Annotated in this window: 13 protein-coding genes and 1 pseudogene; 4 read left to right on the plus strand and 10 right to left on the minus strand. The window is 56.2% G+C overall.

Annotated elements, in window-relative coordinates:
• From D3871_RS23280 to D3871_RS23295, 4 genes are all read right to left on the minus strand, one after another.
• Positions 1-2792, minus strand: a 2792-nt coding sequence (locus tag D3871_RS23280; protein ID WP_119771522.1) for a coiled-coil domain-containing protein, incomplete at its 3' end; no start/stop codon positions are given.
• Between the two features lie 20 nt (positions 2793-2812).
• Complete coding sequence (locus D3871_RS23285; RefSeq protein WP_119771523.1) at positions 2813-3466, minus strand: hypothetical protein; 654 nt, start codon at positions 3464-3466, stop codon at positions 2813-2815.
• Positions 3467-3660: 194 nt separating this feature from the next.
• On the minus strand, positions 3661-4350 hold the full coding sequence (locus D3871_RS23290) for an ABC transporter permease subunit (protein WP_119771524.1): 690 nt from the start codon (positions 4348-4350) through the stop codon (positions 3661-3663).
• Entirely contained in the window at positions 4340-5965 is a 1626-nt protein-coding gene (locus D3871_RS23295; RefSeq protein WP_119771525.1) for a transporter substrate-binding domain-containing protein, read from the minus strand. Before D3871_RS23295 ends, D3871_RS23290 begins: the two co-directional genes overlap by 11 nt.
• A 477-nt stretch (positions 5966-6442) precedes the next feature.
• Here D3871_RS23295 and D3871_RS23300 point away from each other — a divergent pair, with 477 nt between their 5' ends.
• The 3 genes and pseudogenes from D3871_RS23300 to D3871_RS23310 all read left to right on the plus strand — a co-directional run.
• On the plus strand, positions 6443-8161 hold the full coding sequence (locus tag D3871_RS23300; RefSeq protein ID WP_119771526.1) for a hypothetical protein: 1719 nt from the start codon (positions 6443-6445) through the stop codon (positions 8159-8161).
• A gap of 363 nt (positions 8162-8524) precedes the next feature.
• Positions 8525-8881 carry a C40 family peptidase gene (locus D3871_RS23305; RefSeq protein WP_338016866.1) on the plus strand — a complete coding sequence of 119 codons (357 nt, stop codon included), beginning with the start codon at positions 8525-8527 and terminating at the stop codon, positions 8879-8881.
• A gap of 215 nt (positions 8882-9096) precedes the next feature.
• Positions 9097-9225 (plus strand): annotated as a pseudogene (locus D3871_RS23310) (transposase); the annotation flags it as partial.
• A 62-nt stretch (positions 9226-9287) separates the two neighbouring features.
• On the opposite strand, the gene D3871_RS23315 reads toward D3871_RS23310, so the two are convergent.
• The 6 genes from D3871_RS23315 to D3871_RS23340 all read right to left on the minus strand — a co-directional run bounded on the left by D3871_RS23315 (position 9288) and on the right by D3871_RS23340 (position 17108).
• Positions 9288-12434: an efflux RND transporter permease subunit gene (locus tag D3871_RS23315; RefSeq protein WP_119771528.1), complete on the minus strand. Its 3147-nt coding sequence runs from the start codon at positions 12432-12434 to the stop codon at positions 9288-9290.
• A complete protein-coding gene (locus tag D3871_RS23320; protein ID WP_119771529.1) occupies positions 12431-13963 on the minus strand; it encodes an efflux RND transporter periplasmic adaptor subunit in 1533 nt (510 codons plus the stop codon). Before D3871_RS23320 ends, D3871_RS23315 begins: the two co-directional genes overlap by 4 nt.
• Positions 13960-15273 (minus strand): TolC family protein, encoded by a 1314-nt coding sequence (locus D3871_RS23325; RefSeq protein WP_119771530.1) that lies wholly within the window; start codon positions 15271-15273, stop codon positions 13960-13962. Before D3871_RS23325 ends, D3871_RS23320 begins: the two co-directional genes overlap by 4 nt.
• Before the next feature lie 71 nt (positions 15274-15344).
• The gene (locus D3871_RS23330; RefSeq protein WP_119771531.1) at positions 15345-15722 is read right to left on the minus strand and encodes a hypothetical protein; all 378 of its coding nucleotides are present in this window, start codon (positions 15720-15722) and stop codon (positions 15345-15347) included.
• Positions 15723-15930: 208 nt separating this feature from the next.
• Entirely contained in the window at positions 15931-16572 is a 642-nt protein-coding gene (locus D3871_RS23335; RefSeq protein ID WP_119771532.1) for an NrsF family protein, read from the minus strand.
• Positions 16569-17108, minus strand: a complete 540-nt coding sequence (locus D3871_RS23340; RefSeq protein WP_119771533.1) for a sigma-70 family RNA polymerase sigma factor — start codon at positions 17106-17108, stop codon at positions 16569-16571. Before D3871_RS23340 ends, D3871_RS23335 begins: the two co-directional genes overlap by 4 nt.
• A 196-nt stretch (positions 17109-17304) precedes the next feature.
• On the opposite strand from D3871_RS23340, the gene D3871_RS23345 reads away from it, so the two are divergent.
• On the plus strand, positions 17305-17607 hold the full coding sequence (locus D3871_RS23345) for a BufA1 family periplasmic bufferin-type metallophore (protein ID WP_119772731.1): 303 nt from the start codon (positions 17305-17307) through the stop codon (positions 17605-17607).
• Positions 17608-17622: the final 15 nt, after the last annotated feature.

The raw sequence follows: 17622 nt of genomic DNA on the forward strand, positions 1-17622 counted from the left end.
CCATGCTTGACCACTTCGGCATCAACAATCGCTTCTGCCGCAATCACATCGGTACGCGCCACCTCGACCTGCGCCTGCACTGCCTGGACTTCCACCAATGCCGCATCAATGCCTGCCTGCGCCTCATTCTTGAGCGCTTCGGTCTGTGCTGCCGTCTCCTGCGACGGTTGGCGAACGCTATCCTCGGCAGCAGCGATCTCTGCCGCCAGAGCCTGCTCTGCCTCTTTGGCTTCTTCAGCGATTTCCGTCGCGCTGTCGAACTGTGCCTGCGCCTCTTCCAGCAATTGTTCGCTTACCGGAGCATAGTGGTCAACCACCGCTTCTGCTTCAGTACTCGCTTCCTGCAGTGAACCTTCCATATCGTCGAGCGCCGCGCCTGCACCATCAGCCACAGCTTGCGCTTCGTGCTTCATGCGGGTCATCGACTCTTCAATCTCAGTCACCATCGCTTCGATATTGACCGCAGCTTCGCAAGCGCTTTGTGCCTCTGCGCGCAGATTATCGGATGCCACCCTGACTTCAGCCAATCCCTGTGCCACCTCTGTAGACGCTGTGTCGATACTGGCCGCAATCACGTCATTGCATTGCCGCGCAATCGTCTGCCAGTCGTTCAACGAGCCGGCCTGGCTGGCAACCGTTTTTGCATCGGTCGTAATCTGTGCAGCGAACGTGGAAAATTTGCTGACGGCCGACTGAACTTCGACAGGTATATTCGGAACCTCAATCGTCAGGGCCGCGATCTTCTGCGCGATCTGGTCTACCACTGCCAATACTTTCGCCTCGGCCTGCGAAATCTGCTGTTTTGCGGCGCTGTTCAACGATGTAATACGCGGCTGCCAGGAGGTCATCATTTCCGCGAGCTGATGAATCGGTTTCTGCGCCTGCATTTGCGCACTGGTCAGGGCCGCGTGCAGGGTACGCAGGCTCTCCTGCGCAAGCTCTGCTGCCTGCCCGACGGCTTCCCGCCCCTGCTGCAGGGCTTTCTGCAATGGTGCACTGGCTTCCCTGATCTTCTGGTCCACCGTCGCAATGGTCCGGTCCAGCAAGGCGGATAACTCTTGCTGTAGTCGCTGCACCAGGGTCTCGCACTCCAGTTTTGCCAGACACTCCTGGACCGTGATACGGACTTTGTTCAGCACATCGTGCATGGCGGCAGCTGCGGTGTCGAGCTGTGTTGACAACTCGGGCGGAATTGCACCGGCCATCTCGGACACCTGTTGCAATGCCGCCTGGAGCTTGACCAGCAAAGCGACCAGCTTGTCGATAGCAAGCTGCACTTTGGCAATGGCCTGGTCAAGCAGGGGATTCAACACCTCGACTGCGGAAATTCCCTGGTCCATCAATCCACTGGCCTGCGACCCCGCTGCATCGACCGACTTGCGCGCGGTCGCGATTGCCGTCTTGGCGCCCGGAATCATGGATTTCACACCCATGAAGAGTGTGCGCGCCATCATTAGCGGCGGCGACTTCATCATGTGGCGGGTACAAATCTCGATCGCGCTATTGCACAGGCCCTCCGCCTGGTCGAGTTCGGCAGCGGCGCCATCGAGCGCCCGGTTGGCCTCGGCCACGAAGCCCGGAATGCGGCCTTTTATCTCTTCCAGCAAGGCCACCGCTTCCGCGATTTTGGCTCGCACGGGCGCAAAATTCTCGGGCAATGCAATCAGTGCAGCTTTGGCTTTTTCAGCGTCGTCATCTAGCTCCGCGAGCAATCCCTGTATCTGTTGTACTTCTTCGCCGACAACGCTCACCACATCGTCGAGCGCTTGCTTGATCGTGTCCGCCCGCGCTTCGAGCGCGTCAATCGGCTGCAGCGCCTTTTTAAGCATGGTATCGACGTTCGATGCCGCTGCTTTCAGCTGATCGATAACCGCATCGACCCGCGCCCGCGCCTCCGCCATGGGCTTCAACACGATATCTCCGACCCGGCCCAGTTGCGCTGCGCTGTCGTCAAACAGGGCGTCACAGGCCGCCGCCTCGTTGCTCAGTGCACCTTGCATGCGCTCGACGTAATCGATCTGCGCCTGCAGCGGCGCCATCAGATCCGAGCCTGTCTTGCGGACCAGATCTGCGGCACCGCCGATCATCAGCAAGGCTTTTGAGCTGGCGTCATCGACGCCGAATGTCAGATCGGCGACATTGGCCTGCAGCGTACCGCGCAGTGCCTGGACCTGTGCAAGCGAATCGCTCTGAAGCGCCTTTGCCTGCGTCACCACTGCCTGCGCCATCGTCCGCCCCGTCACATCCTGCGCTCCCAGCTGCGCCAATTGCTCCGACAGCGGAATCAGCATGCGGCCATAATGCTCGAACATTTCGGTGGTGCGGCGGGCCTGGCTCGCCAGGGCGTCGCCACGCGCCGGCAAGCCATGAAAGAACGTCAACTGGGAATCAAAGTCCGGTACCAGTTTCGACAGCGCCGGTATTGTGCCGGGCAAGGACTTTGCTGTTCTGGCGGCTTCGTCGACGACTTGCTGCACGGTGGCGACCTGCTCCAGCAGTCGCTGCGGTATTGCAGCCGCATCCGATCCCAGCTTGCGCAAATCGCTGGCAGCGGTATTGAGCGCCTCGGTGCAGCAGTCCAGGATCGGTGCCGGGTCGATCATCGCAGGAATCGCGGCCATCTGTTCCGCGATGGCTGACACATCGGCTTTGAGCGAATTCGCGCAGCCCACGACGTCGTCCGCAAAAGACTTTCCCTGCTCGGTTACCGTGGTGGCGGCAGTCTCCATGGACGACGCAATGCGCACCGCACTTTGTGGCAAGACCTCAAGGGAGCGTTCGATTACTTTCATTGCATCGTCCCTTTACCTGCCTACAGTTCACTGAGCTCAGTGGTGGTGCGCGTCGTCGCTTCGGCGATAGATGCGGTAATGTCCGCAACTTTGGCCGGTGCAGGCTCCAGTGACAATGAGGCAGACTGGACGCTCGAGATGGAGGCAGTCACCTGCTCCAGCGACTGATTCAGTTCCGGCAAGACTTCGGCACCTTCAATCCGGATATCTTCCAGAATCGGAAGAAGATTTTCAACCACGGGCAGCTTAGGCAGTGCGCTCAGGGCGGGCAGCGCCGACAGTGCTGCAGACGAGGCTCCGGAACTTGGCGGCGCGACCAGGCGCCCCGGCCGCGCGTGGCGTGCATGTTCTTCCAGAACGGCTACCGCGCCCGATTTCAGGCGCCCTGCCAGCGCGTAGAGCCAGCCATCCACGCCGCCGTGCGACGTGACAAGGGATGGGCCGGAACGCTGCAACACCCACTTGAGTTCGGCACGCGCGGCTGGCTCGCTGAGCCAGTACCGCAGATAGTTGAAGGCTTCATCCGCCGATGCGAAACTGCGCCGCGCGCCCAGTACATGCTGCTGACTTGTCAGACCCCGATTCTGGAACAGCGCCTCTGCCGGCTGGCCACCGGATTCGTAAAAGGTCACGCGGCAGGATTGCCGCCAAAGACTGGCCAGAGGATGAAGCATACGTGAGCAACTTGGTTGTGAATTGGATGGTTGTGACTACTAATAACCTCGATGGATAGTAACACTGCATTCAAGGAAATTTTTTGAATTACAGGTCATTGCCAGATGACGCTGTACTTTCACTTTCGCTTGCCGTTTTCATCTTTGCTGCAAGTGCCAGAAGTTTGTCGGTTTCTTCAATCGAGTTAACAGAATTACCTAACCGCTGGCGTGCCTTGCGCCTTATGCGCATAGGCAATGGATAATTTCTGATGAAGATTGCGCATGTAGTTCGAATCCTTGAATTTCCGGATCAACGCGGTAAAAAACATCGCGGTGATCACGAAATACAAACTGCAGTACAAATAGACCGGGATCATCACACTGGAGCCGGTTGCCGCGATCAGCACATTGCAACGGCTGACCAGCTCGCTTACACCGACTAATGATGAAGCGCTCGACGCGACAAATGAAATCAGAAAGGCGTTAATCCAGGTTGGAATAAACAACAACGCGGCGCCAACGTCACCTTTGGACCAGGATCGATAAGCGACCACCAGGCTTTCCGAAGTAAAGGCAAGGGGCGCGGCAGATAGCCCGATCACTGCCTTGATCCATTGGGGAATATGAATGACCATTTCCGTTCCAGGCAATGTGAATTCGGTTGGCAACACAAACACCGCATAGAAAATCAATGCAAGTGTCGGCACGCCGCGCATCAGCTTGGAAAGCTTTTCCGCGACAAAAGCAGGCTTACCCACTTTCTTTACGCGAACCCACGCCAATCCGGCACCGAGAAACGTCCCCAGTACTACAGCGCTCACTGCGATGAAGACGTTCCAGAAAAAGCCTTGCAATAGAAATGGCGTCCATGTGAACAGGAATACGATCGTATCAATGAGCATGGCGAACCCCCTTGAAAAGCAATTTCTTTTCTACATAGTTGAAAATTTGCGTCCATATACTCGTGATCAGATAAAACGTGATCAGCAATACGGTCATAATGAGGAAGATGTTGCCTTTTTCTGCGATCAGCAGGCTGCTGGCGCTAAGCAGCTCCGGAATTGCAATGGCCGATGCGATCATGGTTTGCTTGGTCAGGTTGATCAGGCCCTGCTTGATCGGCCAGTTTGAATATTCTGCGGTTTGCGACAGATTCTGATACGAAAGAACAAAGGTCGGCTCATAGGTCCGGATATGTTTGGCCGCCTCTAAAAATGCACTCATGATGAGGCCGGATGTGTAATACCCCAAACAAAATGCAGCAACGGGAAACGCCGGCACTTTCACGCCGAAGTCACGCATCAGCCAGCCGCCGAATCCAAAGAAAATCAGATACATCATCAATAGCGGCGGCGTCATTCTTCCGTAGGCCATGACCGCCGAGATCGTCCGGCTCATCCATGACGCTTTTCCATCGATCGCGACCGCTACCGCAATGCCAAGCATGAGACTGACAACAACACTGCAGGCAATCAGCAGCATGGTGTAAAACACACCCTGGACGAAATGCTTGCGGTCGTACGGATCATAAATGAAGTTCAGATCAAGCCCGGTCTGCTCCTTTATCCATAAGCCGATTGCCTGCAAGCCCTTTACTTCGGCACTCGATACGTACTCGGCGCTACGGCATTCCGCCGACCAGAGTCCCGAACTGTTCCGGACACAGGTGTACTGTCCTGCTGCATCACGCCGGGACCAGAGGTCTTTTTGTTTCAACAGCCAGTCGGTGGTTTCAATGCCCCATTTTTTATTGGCCTCGATCAGCCATCCGGTCCGGTGCAAGTCCGCAAGCATATCGCCCAGCTTGATATCAAGCTCGGTGCCTCGTTCAGCCCGCGCAATAAATACCGCCAGCGGCGTCACCAGCGCCTGGGCCAGCGGCATCTTGTAACCGGCCCATTCAGGCTGCTTCATGGTGTTTTTCAATGCAGGTGTCGCGTACAAGAAACCGGAACACTGCCCATCTTTTAACGCAAGATGCGCGTCGCGCACTGTTTTATAGTTTTGGAGTTTGAGCAGATAGCGTTCGGCCATCGGCTTATTGAAGTAACTTCCCTGCAAAGCGCAAATCGTATTGCCGCGAATTTTTTCCCAGGTGTCTACCGCCTGGTCTGGCCGGAACAGTACATTGACGCTCGTTTCGTTATAGCCCGGCTCGACTGCCGTCGCGATCTGCCGCCTGGATGCAGTGTCGCCCACGGTGGCAATCAGAACGTCTACGTCACCCAGCTCCAGCTTTTGGAAACGATTTTCCGTCGTAATACTGACCTTTTGCAGTTTCACGCCAAGCTTCGCGGCCATCAGTTCAGCAATGTCGCTCTCGTAACCGATCACTTCGCCCTGGGGATTGATCCAGTTATAGGGTCTGAAATCTGTTTTGACGCCGACGCGCAGTGTCCCTCTTTTTTCGATTTCTTCAAGTGCCTTACTGGGTGGCAACTGCTGCGCAGAAACACCAAACGTAAGGAGCAGCAACGCCAGGAAAGCAATTTTTTCAAAAAGCTTTTTAATTATCATTATTTCGCCTTGCCATGATGTCTCGCTTTATCCGGTGTTTTAGAGCAGATTGCATATCCATTTCTTACTGTTGAGTTGCTGCGCCTCTTTCGCAACTGCAATGTTTATTGCGCAAAATCATGGACAGATTAAAGAATATTAACGTTGCAAAGTTGCTTTTGCCAAACAGTATTTGCGTGTGGCAATAGCAAGCTCTCATAGAGTTGTACTAACTTGTCGAATAGGACAATTGAAAAATATCATGTCAGGTTTGCGGCCGGTTTACCGCGGAATATATTACAGCGCAGCATACAACGCTTCTAAATCATCGGGTTTTCACCCATAGTTGCTTTTTTATAAACGCTCGTGCGCTGTGCATATTTTTAAGGTGACTGCCGGAAATACCTCTGGTATAAGCTGACACTAATGGTTTCCATCCGGAAAAGTATTTTCCGGATGGTTTGTTTCAGACCCATCACATCTGAGAGGCACTTTGGCATGCCCAAGAAGCTCACCGCAGCCTTTGTAACGTCACAGCGCGCACTGGCAGGAAGCAAATTTTCTCTAGCGACATTTCCCGATACCGAAATCACGAGACTATGCGCGTTTGAACCACCGCAGACCTATGAGGCATGGCTGGCGGCGACCAATGTGGACGGCTTTTTGTCGAGCAAACTGCTGCACACGACAAAGGCACGCGGAGAACGCCTGCAAAGGGTAGATCGCGCCTACAAGGCATGGATCGAATACGCGGGTGCCGAAGGAATCACCCATGCCGGCAATGCTGAGAACCTGATGAACGCGCTGCAGACATATATTGGCGTTACATACCGACTCAATGGCACGGTCGCACAGACAAGCGTCATCAGCGGGGATTACCGGGATGCGCGCAATCGCAACAATGTCATCACCGACACGCTCAAGCTGACCCACCTGATTCATGCGCTCAGCAATGCCAGCGCCGCCTCGAATGAGGAAGCGCGAAAGATGACGCGCAAGATGATGCTGACCCTGCTCGCCAATATTCAGGTCGATTGGGATTGGAAAACAGATCTGATCGGCGGTGTGGTGAGCGTGATCCCGGGCGTCAATGACGTTGTCGACAAGTCAGGTCAGGAAATGGCCGCCGAAATCATGCAGGTAGTGGAAGGTAGCGTTGCCGGAACCGCAGGCGCCATCTATGCCGGGTATACGCAATACGAGGAATATAAGACACAGGGCGGCGGGGCAAAAAGGTTTTTGAAACAGCAGTTTGAAAAGTTCAAGACTTGGGTGGTCGAAAAACTGAAAGACAAGTTCCCAGGGAGAGTGTCGGAACTCATTGAACTCGTTGGCAAAGCACTTGGCGTTGTATTCAAGTTCGTGTGTAAAGCCGCCGGGGACTTTGTCGGGGCCGGCGCCGATATAGTGCAAGGTCTCGCCAGTCTGATCGAGGATGCATGGACCCGGCGCAGCATCACGATTCAGCAGTCCGAACTGGTGACCAGTGATGGCGCATTTGCGCTGATCCGTGCAGGCATTGACAGCGGCATCGCGCAGCGTCAGGTCGTAGCGGCATGGAAGATTATCAAAGGCACGATTTCCATCGCCGTGACCGCCACGACCGCTGCGCTGGCAAACAAGATTGCTGATCTGGTGCTCGCTGGTTTTGAGTTCATTTTCAAGATGCTGTACACCTTGTTTGAAGAAAAGCGCATTAAAGCGTTTCTGACAGAAGCGAAAACCCTGTGGCGCAACCTGAGCAATACGCCGGCCACGCCAGTCGCACCTGCCACGAGGGCGACTGCTGCTACGCCGCCAACCGAGGTACCGACATTTGAAGTTCCGCTCGTGTCGCGCGGCACCATGCCGGAGTTCAAGGCGGCGCACTATACGCCAGAAGATTTTCTGCATAATAAGAAAGCAGCTTATCTTAACTTCTTGTACTCCATGACCAAGGCAAGTCCAATCATGGCAGCCATCGTCATGAACTCTGGCGTAATCTCCGAGCCCGATGATGTCTTTCATTCCGCTACGCCGCGCAGCACCGATGATGTGCAGCGTGCTGCAGACCACATCACCAGCCTGAAAATCGAGGCAACGCGGTTGTTCAAGGAATGCAGCTTCAAGGTGACGCCAGCGCCGGTGACGGTGTTGTCAGGCGACTCCAATGAAGTCTATCAGCGGCTCTTGAACAACGCGAGAGGAGCTACTCAGCCAGTGCTGGTTGCCGCCTGACGTTTACCAGGTTCACGCGGGACCTCATGCATTGTGTGACTACCGCACACGACAGCGCTCTCCAGCCACGATTCTCGATACTGGCCTGGATTGGGGAGCGCAAGCGGATCGCCTGTACAAATAGCGTCTGAAGACTTGGGCCGCATGAGGCATGCAGGTATAGTAGGCGCCATATACCGTCGCCATCGCCATCGCCATCGCCGCCAACCTATGTGGACCTGCATAACACGAAGCCTCCTTCTTTCCTTCCTCCTTCTCGGCCTTGCCGGATGCGGTAGCGCTCCGCATGCTCCGACTGGCCGCGGCACCATTGACACATACCAGAATGAACGTGAAGCCTCGCCGGCCGCGCGGGAAGTGGCCATGTATGCCTTGATGCTCCTGAAGACCGGATACCGGTTTGGCGGGAAAAACCCGGAGGCCGGGCTGGATTGCTCGGGAATGGTAACCTACGTGTACCGGGAGGCCGCCGGCATGCCTCTGACAGGAAATGCAGCCTCGTTCATCCGCGAGGGCCGGGAAGTGGCAGTCGACCAGCTTCGGGCTGGCGACCTAGTGTTCTTCAATACCCTTGGCCGACCGTTCTCCCATGTCGGCATTTACCTTGGCAAGGGGGAGTTTATCCACGCGCCGAACTCGCGAGGACGGGTGCGTGTGGATAAACTCACCAACCGATATTGGTCAGAGCGGTTCGAGACGGCCAGGTCGCTGCTGAACTGATCTTCGGACAGCCGGACCAACAGATAAACACGGTGGTCAAGCCGCACTAGGAGTCTGCGCGGCAGAAGGCGTCGAAGCGAAATGAGTGGGAAAAGATCCCAGTTTGATCCCGCTTTCGAGGACTGTAGCCGTAGCTACAGCCGGAGAAACGGGGTCGAAGTGGGACTTTTCTCCGCCCATTGCAGCCGACGCATTTCTGCCGCGCAGACTCCTAGCCTAAGCCGGGCAACGGCCGTCCGCCGAACGGATTGGAACGCATGCTGCGAATCCACTTCCTGCAGCACTGGTTCAACCTGGCGGATCAGGCGTGCGAGGAAGCGTTGTACGACAGCATCAGCCTGCGCCGAAATGCGGCCTCCAATAGGTGTCACTACTTCTTGGATAAATCGCTTTGGCTTATCCAAGCTTACTTGGTTTCTACTGCAACACGTAACTTCCGCTCTTGGAGAAGACGCCACGCTGCCGGAATAACGAAAAGCGACAGCAAGGGTGCGGTAACCATGCCACCCACCATGGGAGCTGCTATTCGTTGCATGACTTCTGAACCTGCACCGCTTCCGTACATGATGGGCAGCAGACCGGCAAGAATCACTGCCACGGTCATCGCTTTGGGGCGAACGCGTAACACCGCCCCTTCACGAATTGCCTCGAGGATCACCTCTTTGCTCAGGGGATGCCCTGCTCGCAGACGTTCATCAAGAGCGTTTCGCAGATAGACCAGCATCACTACACCGAACTCGGCAGCCAAGCCCGCCAAAGCAATGAAACCAACCGCAGTCGCGACAGACACTGCATGGCCTAGACCCCAAATAAACCAAAATCCCCCAATAAGTGCAAAAGGGACCGTCAGCATGAGGATGAGCGCCTCGGACGCTGAGCGGAACGCCAAGTAAAGAAAAAGAAAAATGACAGCAAGCGTCAATGGAATGACCGTTTGCAGCTTGGCCGCAGCGCGCTCCATGTACTCGAACTGCCCTGACCAGCCTATCGAATAGCCTGGTGGAAGCTTCACCTCCTTCTGGACCATGGTCTGCATGGAGCCCACAGCAGAGCGCAAGTCGGTCCCCCGTACGTCGACGTACACCCAGCCGGAAAGCCTTGCGTTCTCGCTACGAATCATCGGCGGTCCATCGGTTACCTGGACTTGTGCCACGTCGCCCAAGCGAATCTGTGCGCCACGCTCCGTCACCAGGGGAAGCTCTCGCAGGTTCTGTACCGAATCGCGGTAGTCCCGCGGGTACCGGACGTTAATCGGAAAGCGCCGTCGCCCATCAACCACCTCCCCAACGTTTTCTCCACCAATGGCAGAAGACACCACGGACTGCACATCCGTCACTGCAAGGCCATAACGTGCCGCCTGCCTTCTATCAATCGTGACGTCGATATAGCGTCCACCACTCAGACGTTCGGCCAGCGCCGACGTTACTCCCGGCACCTTCTTCACAACTGCCTCGATCTGACTTGCTATTTGGTCGATCTGATTCAGGTCGGCACCGGATATCTTCACGCCGACAGGCGTTTTTATGCCTGTCGAGAGCATGTCGATGCGGTTGCGGATAGGGGGTACCCAAACGTTCGACAGGCCCGGCACCCTCACTACTTGGTCCAGTTCCTCGACCAGCTTTTCCGGCGTCATGCCCGGACGCCATTGCTCCCTTGGCTTGAACTGAATGGTGGTCTCGAACATCTCCAGCGGAGCCGGATCTGTCGCGGATTCTGCTCGCCCTGCCTTGCCGAAGACTGTTTCTACTTCAGGCACTGTCTTAATGAGGCGGTCGGTCTGCTGTAACAGCTCACTGGCTTTGGACGCCGACAAACCTGGAAGTGCGGATGGCATGTACAGCAAATCTCCCTCGTTCAACGGCGGCATGAACTCCCCGCCGAGCCGAGAGGCCGGTATCGCAGTAAGGGCGAGCGCGACGACGGCACTCACGATGATAGCGACCGGGTGCCGCAGGCTGCCTTCCAGCAATGGTCGATATGCCGCTATGAGTATGCGATTGATGGGGTTGGATGCCTCGCTTGGAATGCGGCCACGAATCAGGTAACCCATTAGCACAGGAACAAGCGTGATAGCCAAACCAGCTGCTGCAGCCAGCGTATATGTTTTGGTGTAAGCCAATGGCGCAAACAGTTTCCCCTCCTGTGCTTCAAGAGCGAACACTGGCAGGAACGACAAGGTCACGATAAGAAGGGAAAAGAACAGTGCTGGGCCAACCTCAGTTGAGGCGTCTGTCACAATCCTCCACCGTTCATGGGCGGTCAGCTCGTTGTCCGGATGGGCATGCTCGTATGCTTCGAGATGCTTGTGCACGTTCTCAATCATTACAATCGCAGCGTCGACCATGGCTCCGACGGCAATCGCAATACCTCCGAGAGACATGATGTTTGCATTCACGCCTTGGTAGCGCATGATGACGAACGCGGCAAGAATACCCAGTGGCAGGGAGACGATTGCCACGAGCGCGCTGCGAAGGTGGAGCAGGAATATCACGCATACGGCGGCGACGACGATGAACTCCTCAACCAGTTTATTCCGGAGGTTATCGACGGCCGCGTTGATCAGGTTCGAGCGGTCGTAAGTGGTGACCACCTCGACTCCCTTCGGCAGAGAGATCTTGAGCGTGTCGAGTTTCTCCTTCACCGCTTCAATTGTCTGCAAGGCATTTTTCCCTGATCGCATCACGATGACACCACCGGCGACCTCGCCCTCCCCGTTGAGTTCGGCGATACCGCGGCGCATTTCCGGGCCTAGCCGGACAGTGGCGACATGGCGCAATAGGACCGGGGTTCCAGCTTCGTTTGCATTTAGAACGATGTCCCGGAAATCCTCCAGCGAGCGCAGGTATCCACGCGAGCGCACCATGTACTCCGTCTCGGCCATCTCGACCACGGAGCCGCCGGCCTCCTCGTTTGCCTTGCCGAGCGCCTCGAGCACCTGAGCATGAGAGATGCCAAAGGCGCGCAATTTATCCGGGTCCAAGACGACCTGATACTGTCGGACCATTCCTCCGATACTCGCTACTTCCGCCACATCTGGTACGGTCTTGAGCTCGAACCTCAGGAACCAGTCATTCAGCGCCCGCAGTTGGCTCAAGTCATTCTGTCCCGTGCGGTCGACCAGAGCGTACTCGAAAACCCAGCCTACCCCGCTCCCGTCCGGCCCCAATTCGGCGCGCACGCCTTGCGGCAAACGGCCTTGCACCTGACTGAGGTACTCCAGGACGCGGGAACGAGCCCAGTACAAGTCCGTTGCGTCGTCAAAGAGCACGTAAACGAATGAATCGCCAAAGAACGAATATCCACGTACGGTCTTGACGCCAGGGACGGACAGCAGCGCTGTGGTCAGCGGATACGTCACCTGGTCTTCGACAATCTGGGGTGCCTTGCCCGGGTACTGAGCCCGGATAATGACCTGTGTATCGGACAAGTCGGGTAGCGCATCCAGGGGTGTTTTACCCAATGACCACAGGCCCCAGACTGCTAAAATCACCGTCGCAAGCAATACCAGGAAGCGGTTGGCGATGGAGTGCCGAATGATTTGGGCAATCATTTCTTTCCTCCTGCGGCCGGCTTCACATTTTCAAGCATGTAGCTGCCGTCGCTGCCTTCCTTGAACGAGAACTCCACATCCTGCCCCACTTTGGCATCCGCAAAGGCGTTGGAATGCGGCTTGCCAAAATCCATCGTCATCGAAGGCCACTTCAGTTCAGGGATGGGCTTGTGGGATAACGTGAGACTTTCCGGGGAGATCTTCTCTACCTTGCCTACACCGCGATAGATCCGCGCAGCAGCCGATGTCGATTGCGAAGACGCTTGGCCTTCTATCTGCTCGTTACCCGCAAACTTCGGCCAAACTGATTTCAGCTTTGCCTCGGAGTCGATGAGGAATTGTCCCGAGGCGACGACCATTTGGCCTTCCTGCAGACCGCTCAGGATTTCCGTGTCATCGCCGATATCCCGCCCGGTAGTTACCTCAACCGGCTGCATGCTGTTGTTTTCCCCTGCGATTAGAACGACTGAACGTTTGCCGCTGGTGATGACTGCTTCGGTCGGAACAAGCAGGCGCGATACTGCCTTCGCAGCGCCCACCTGGACGCGCATCAGCATCCCCGGGATAAGGCTGCCATCACGATTGTCCAACTCCAGTCGAGCCTGGATAGTTCTGGTCGTAGTGCTTACGCTTGGGAGGATTTCCCGTACTTTCCCCGAATGCTTCCGGCCCGCGTTACCCGCGATCGTCGCTTCCACCTGCATTCCTGGATGGACGGAATTGGCTTGCTGTTCCGGAATTTCGGCCAGGAGCCATACCTTGTTGAGGGCAGCGACTTTCGCGACTGTCATCCCCGGCGACACCATCGCACCGTCCCGGACCGCGAGTTCAGTGATGACACCGGTAATAGGAGACGTGAGCGTGAGCTTGTTTTGTGCTTTTCCGGTCCGCTCTACCTGCGCAACCAAGCTGTCAGGAATTGACAGCGCCCGCATACGGTCACGCGCAGCGGATGCCAAAGCATCGTTACCGCTGCGCTTTAAGGCCAGATACTCCTCTTGTGGTGCAATCCAGTCCGGCACGAACAATGTTGCAACAGGGTCCCCGCGTTTGATTCGCTGCATCGGCGCCCGAGCATGGAGTCGCTCAATATAGCCGGTGACACGGCTTTGCACGACTTCAGCGACGCTTTCGTCGAATTGCGTGGTGCCGACCAGCTCAAATGCATCCCTGGTTTCTTCACGACGGACAGTTGCAAATCGAATGCCCAGATTCTGCTGGATCGTCGGATTAACTGTCACGCCCCCGGCGCCCCCAGCTTCATCCGCATAGACCGGAACCAGTTGCATATCCATAAAGGGACTCTTACCCGGTTTGTCGAATTTCTGGCCAGGCACCATCGGGTCATGCCAATAAAGCACCTTACGCCCGGTCTTTGGGTCAACTTTGTCGCCGGCTACGTCCGAGTTCGCCGCAGTGGCCGATTCTGTATTTCCTTTGTCCTGAGAACCAACCCAGTAACCACCGATCGCCAAGCCGGCGCCAGTCAGTGCCAAGGCAATTGCCTTTGATGCAAACTTTGTTTTCATTGTGCTGCTCCCTCTGCGAATGCCAGTTCGTGCGGTAACACGTGATGCTCGAGCTTCGCCCAAGTCAGTGCAGCCTCTTTCTCCAGATCCATAATCTGTAGCCGCTGCTCCAACAGCATCTTTCTGGCGTTAAACACGGCACTTAGGCTGCCCGTGCCCGCTCGGTATGCAGCAATCGAAAGTTCGGCCTGCTGGGTGGCGGCCGGCAACAGCTCCGCATTAAGTTGCATCAGGCGCTCTTTCAAGCTCTCCAGCGTGAAGGATAGGCTCTGTATCTCGGTCTGCGATTCGCGCACAGCGTCTTCGTACTGAAGACGCGCCTTCGTCCCCATTGCCGCGCGTTCGGCAATATCGCGGTCTTGTCGCTCGGACCGATTAAACGTCAGTGGGATGCTGACGCTGACCGAGAGCATGTTGGAAAATTGTGGCCGCTGGCTGAAACCTGCTTCAATAGTCCAGTCCGGATAACGTTCGCGTGTCGCCACCGTGGTTTCTGCGTCAGCGAGGGTAATGGCGCGTCGAGCCGCGATGACCGTGGGGTGGTACTTTTCCAGGTTCTCCAACGTCAGATGCGGGACGTGGGAGACCAGCGAGAGGGTCTCGTCAGCAATGGATTTCACCGGCATGGTGGTCCATCGAGCCAAGGCCAGTTTGGCGTTCTTCAGTTCTTGCTCACGCTTGCGGGTCGCATCCTTGGCTTGGGACAGGGCCAACTGGGCTTGCACGACGTCCCCGGCGGCCGCTTTAGCTCCCCGGTGCGACGCCTGGACGGCAGACAAGTCTCCGGCAGCCTGTTGCTCCAGTGTCTGCACCAGAGCCAGTGAGCGCTGTGCGTACAGAACATTCACCCATGCTTTGGCAGTTTCTTCTCGTACCCTGGCGACGTCGGCCAGGTAGTTACCTTCTTCCATCTCGGTCGCACGGCGCGCGCGTTCTGACCGTGCAACTCGCTTGTCGGCAGACACCCATTGCTGCTCAATGCCAATTCTGCGCATGCTCATGAAATCACGCGTCGTACTCCAGCGGTCAGCGCCGTTCACCGGGACATTTTCGATGCCGGCCTTGAGCATCGGGTCAGGTAGCTGACCAGCCTTGGCTGCTGCTTCTCGGCTAGCCTGGACTGACGCCTGCGCCGCCTTGGGCAAGGATGAGCGTTGCAGTGACAGTTGCAGTGCCTCATTCAACGTCAGTCCGCCCGGCTGGGCTTGGACCATCGTTGTGCCAAACGCCAGCACGAACATAACGCTGAAGTGGCATAGTGTATGCGCCCGATTAGCTGGGATCGGGCGCACCTTGATATGCGAAAACATGAAAACCCCCGTAGTTGAGACGAATACCGGCCTCGGCTAGATGCCGGCCAGTGAAGCAACACAGGGTCAGGTCAAATACGCAGTCGCTGCGTTCGGAGGTAAGGCGGGTCGCTTACTGGCGCCAAAGGAAAATCGGACCAGAAAGCTGTTAGGAACAGGGGAACAACCGGCGTAACTGCCGGCATTGCAAATAAAATCGTTGGCGGCGTAAGGCTAGGGATTGATGCAAGGTGTTCCAAAGCCAGCTCGTCGCCCGCTTGGAACTCCGCGCAATGGACCGGCTTTTCCTTGTCCATGTCGGCACAAGGCATACCTTCCATCATTTCCGTCATCGGCGGTTTTACCAGCTCCGGACAAACGTACGCAGCCATGGCAATTCCCGACGAAAAAATCGTCACAAGAAGTGCGCGCGCCACGAACAGAAAAATTGATGAAAAGAACTTATGCATCTACTGAGAATAGTTAGTTCACACTAGTTTAGCTTATAAAAGCTAGCCGACGTTAAACCTCATCGAGCCGGACTGCCATTCCATGAGAGTATGTTTCGTTCCAATGGCAAAGTTTGCGACAGGAATCGTTGCTTGAATGTCCATTTAATTTCCAAACCAAATAGGTAGGGGCATGTCGATTGTTTCACTGCTCCCGAGTGCGGCAGCGTCACCAGCGCAGAAGCCTCGGTCCCATGATGGCACCTATTGCAGTTGGAATCATCATTCCACCCACATACCAGATGCCAATAAATGGCGCTGTCATTTCCGGACAATGCAAAGCATAAACTGTGGATGCTGCACCGCCGGCGAGCAGGCCAGCCGCGGCACCTGCCAGCGTCAGCCGTGTCGGGGCCAGTCCCTTAATAGCCCACATGGTGGCGACGAACAGCGGCACCGAAAGAAGCGTGATGCTGAACGGGCAGGTGGCCCATGATTCACCGAAGACCAGTTCGCTACGTTTGGAAACGTCGGCCTGTGCAACGACAAATACTCCCAATAGCCATATCGCGATGAACAGTCCGGCCAGTATGGCGGGTAGCCATCCGAGGCCTGCGCCGGGTCTGGACAGCCTTTGAGCAAGGCCGAAGGATACGAGCGCAACCGCTGTCGGAAACAACACTTTGAGCCAGAACATCGGAATCGTCGCGGCTTGCCAGATGTCAGGGCGAACGCCAAGGATAGTTGCCATCAGTAACAGGGCGCTGGGAATGCCCCACGCCAATGCATAGCGCAATCGGCGCGAGGCAGCGCCGGTTTTAACCGGAACGGCGACAGCGGCGATCATGGCAATCAATTCATCCGTTTTCATTGCTGACCTCTTATCATTGCCGCCAGTGCCTTCAAGCCGCGATGCACGCCAACTTTAATGGCAGACTCAGACATGCCGGTCGCATTTGCGGCCTCGGCGATCGACAGTCCATTCAATTTGACATACTGGATAGGTAAGCGATGTCGGTCCGGTAACTGTTGCAGCAGTTTGGCCATGTCGCGGTGGGCGTCCATCGCTTCCTCATCGCTTCTAGACAGAATTTCCGTCTCGTCGTCCAGCGGGTCGTTCAGTGCATCATGGTGTGCACGACGGCGCAGCATATCGATCAGCTTGTAACGTGCAATTGCATGTATCCAGGCCGTGAGCGGCTGGTTGAACTCATAGGTATGACGCTGGTTGTGCACGGCAAGCAAAGTCTCCTGGACCAGGTCTTCCACTTCATCCGGCAGACGAGCAAGCCGACGCCGGAAAAAAGCGCGCAGATGGGCACTTAGCTCCTTCAAGAACTGCTCATAGACCGCGCGGTCGCCAGCCAGTCCCCTGACCATCAGATTGCGTAAATGCTCCTCGTTCATGCGCGCGCCAGTTGACTATTCATTCGTTGGAGAGGGTTATTCGGTTACAACGCGGAAGAAAAAATATCCAAAAATCTTTTTTGCCATCCGTGTAACCACCTTCTGTTTTTTTACGAATTAGCATGCAGACCGACTAGCTGGAACGATCCCGGCGATGGCGGTCGATATGTCAATTCATTTTACAGGAGCACCAATCATGCAAACCCGTTTTTTCGCCGCAACCGCCATTACCCTCGCTGCACTCTCGTCCGGAATCGCTAGCGCGCAAGACAAAATGGAGAAGGAAAAGCAGATGATGGACAACAAGCCTGCCATGGAAAAGTGCTACGGCGTGGCAATGGCCGGCAAGAATGACTGCGCCGCTGGTGCCGGGACCACTTGCGCTGGCACGTCGAAGGTCGATTATCAGGGCAACGCATGGACGAACGTTCCCGCCGGTACCTGCACGTCGATCAAGACTCCAAAGGGCAGCGGTTCTCTCTCGCCGATCAAGTCCTGACGCATGGACCGCCGC

It is taken from the genome of Noviherbaspirillum saxi (assembly GCF_003591035.1).
Lineage (GTDB): Bacteria > Pseudomonadota > Gammaproteobacteria > Burkholderiales > Burkholderiaceae_D > Noviherbaspirillum > Noviherbaspirillum saxi.

What these genes read in the sequence shown, in the direction of transcription:
- D3871_RS23285 (WP_119771523.1), bottom strand. Translation starts at nt 3,466, where the DNA reads ATGCTTCATCCTCTGGCCAGTCTTTGGCGGCAATCCTGCCGCGTGACC.
- D3871_RS23290 (WP_119771524.1), bottom strand. Translation starts at nt 4,350, where the DNA reads ATGCTCATTGATACGATCGTATTCCTGTTCACATGGACGCCATTTCTA.
- D3871_RS23295 (WP_119771525.1), bottom strand. Translation starts at nt 5,965, where the DNA reads ATGATAATTAAAAAGCTTTTTGAAAAAATTGCTTTCCTGGCGTTGCTG.
- D3871_RS23300 (WP_119771526.1), top strand. Translation starts at nt 6,443, where the DNA reads ATGCCCAAGAAGCTCACCGCAGCCTTTGTAACGTCACAGCGCGCACTG.
- D3871_RS23305 (WP_338016866.1), top strand. Translation starts at nt 8,525, where the DNA reads ATGTATGCCTTGATGCTCCTGAAGACCGGATACCGGTTTGGCGGGAAA.
- D3871_RS23315 (WP_119771528.1), bottom strand. Translation starts at nt 12,434, where the DNA reads ATGATTGCCCAAATCATTCGGCACTCCATCGCCAACCGCTTCCTGGTA.
- D3871_RS23320 (WP_119771529.1), bottom strand. Translation starts at nt 13,963, where the DNA reads ATGAAAACAAAGTTTGCATCAAAGGCAATTGCCTTGGCACTGACTGGC.
- D3871_RS23325 (WP_119771530.1), bottom strand. Translation starts at nt 15,273, where the DNA reads ATGTTTTCGCATATCAAGGTGCGCCCGATCCCAGCTAATCGGGCGCAT.
- D3871_RS23330 (WP_119771531.1), bottom strand. Translation starts at nt 15,722, where the DNA reads ATGCATAAGTTCTTTTCATCAATTTTTCTGTTCGTGGCGCGCGCACTT.
- D3871_RS23335 (WP_119771532.1), bottom strand. Translation starts at nt 16,572, where the DNA reads ATGAAAACGGATGAATTGATTGCCATGATCGCCGCTGTCGCCGTTCCG.
- D3871_RS23340 (WP_119771533.1), bottom strand. Translation starts at nt 17,108, where the DNA reads ATGAACGAGGAGCATTTACGCAATCTGATGGTCAGGGGACTGGCTGGC.
- D3871_RS23345 (WP_119772731.1), top strand. Translation starts at nt 17,305, where the DNA reads ATGCAAACCCGTTTTTTCGCCGCAACCGCCATTACCCTCGCTGCACTC.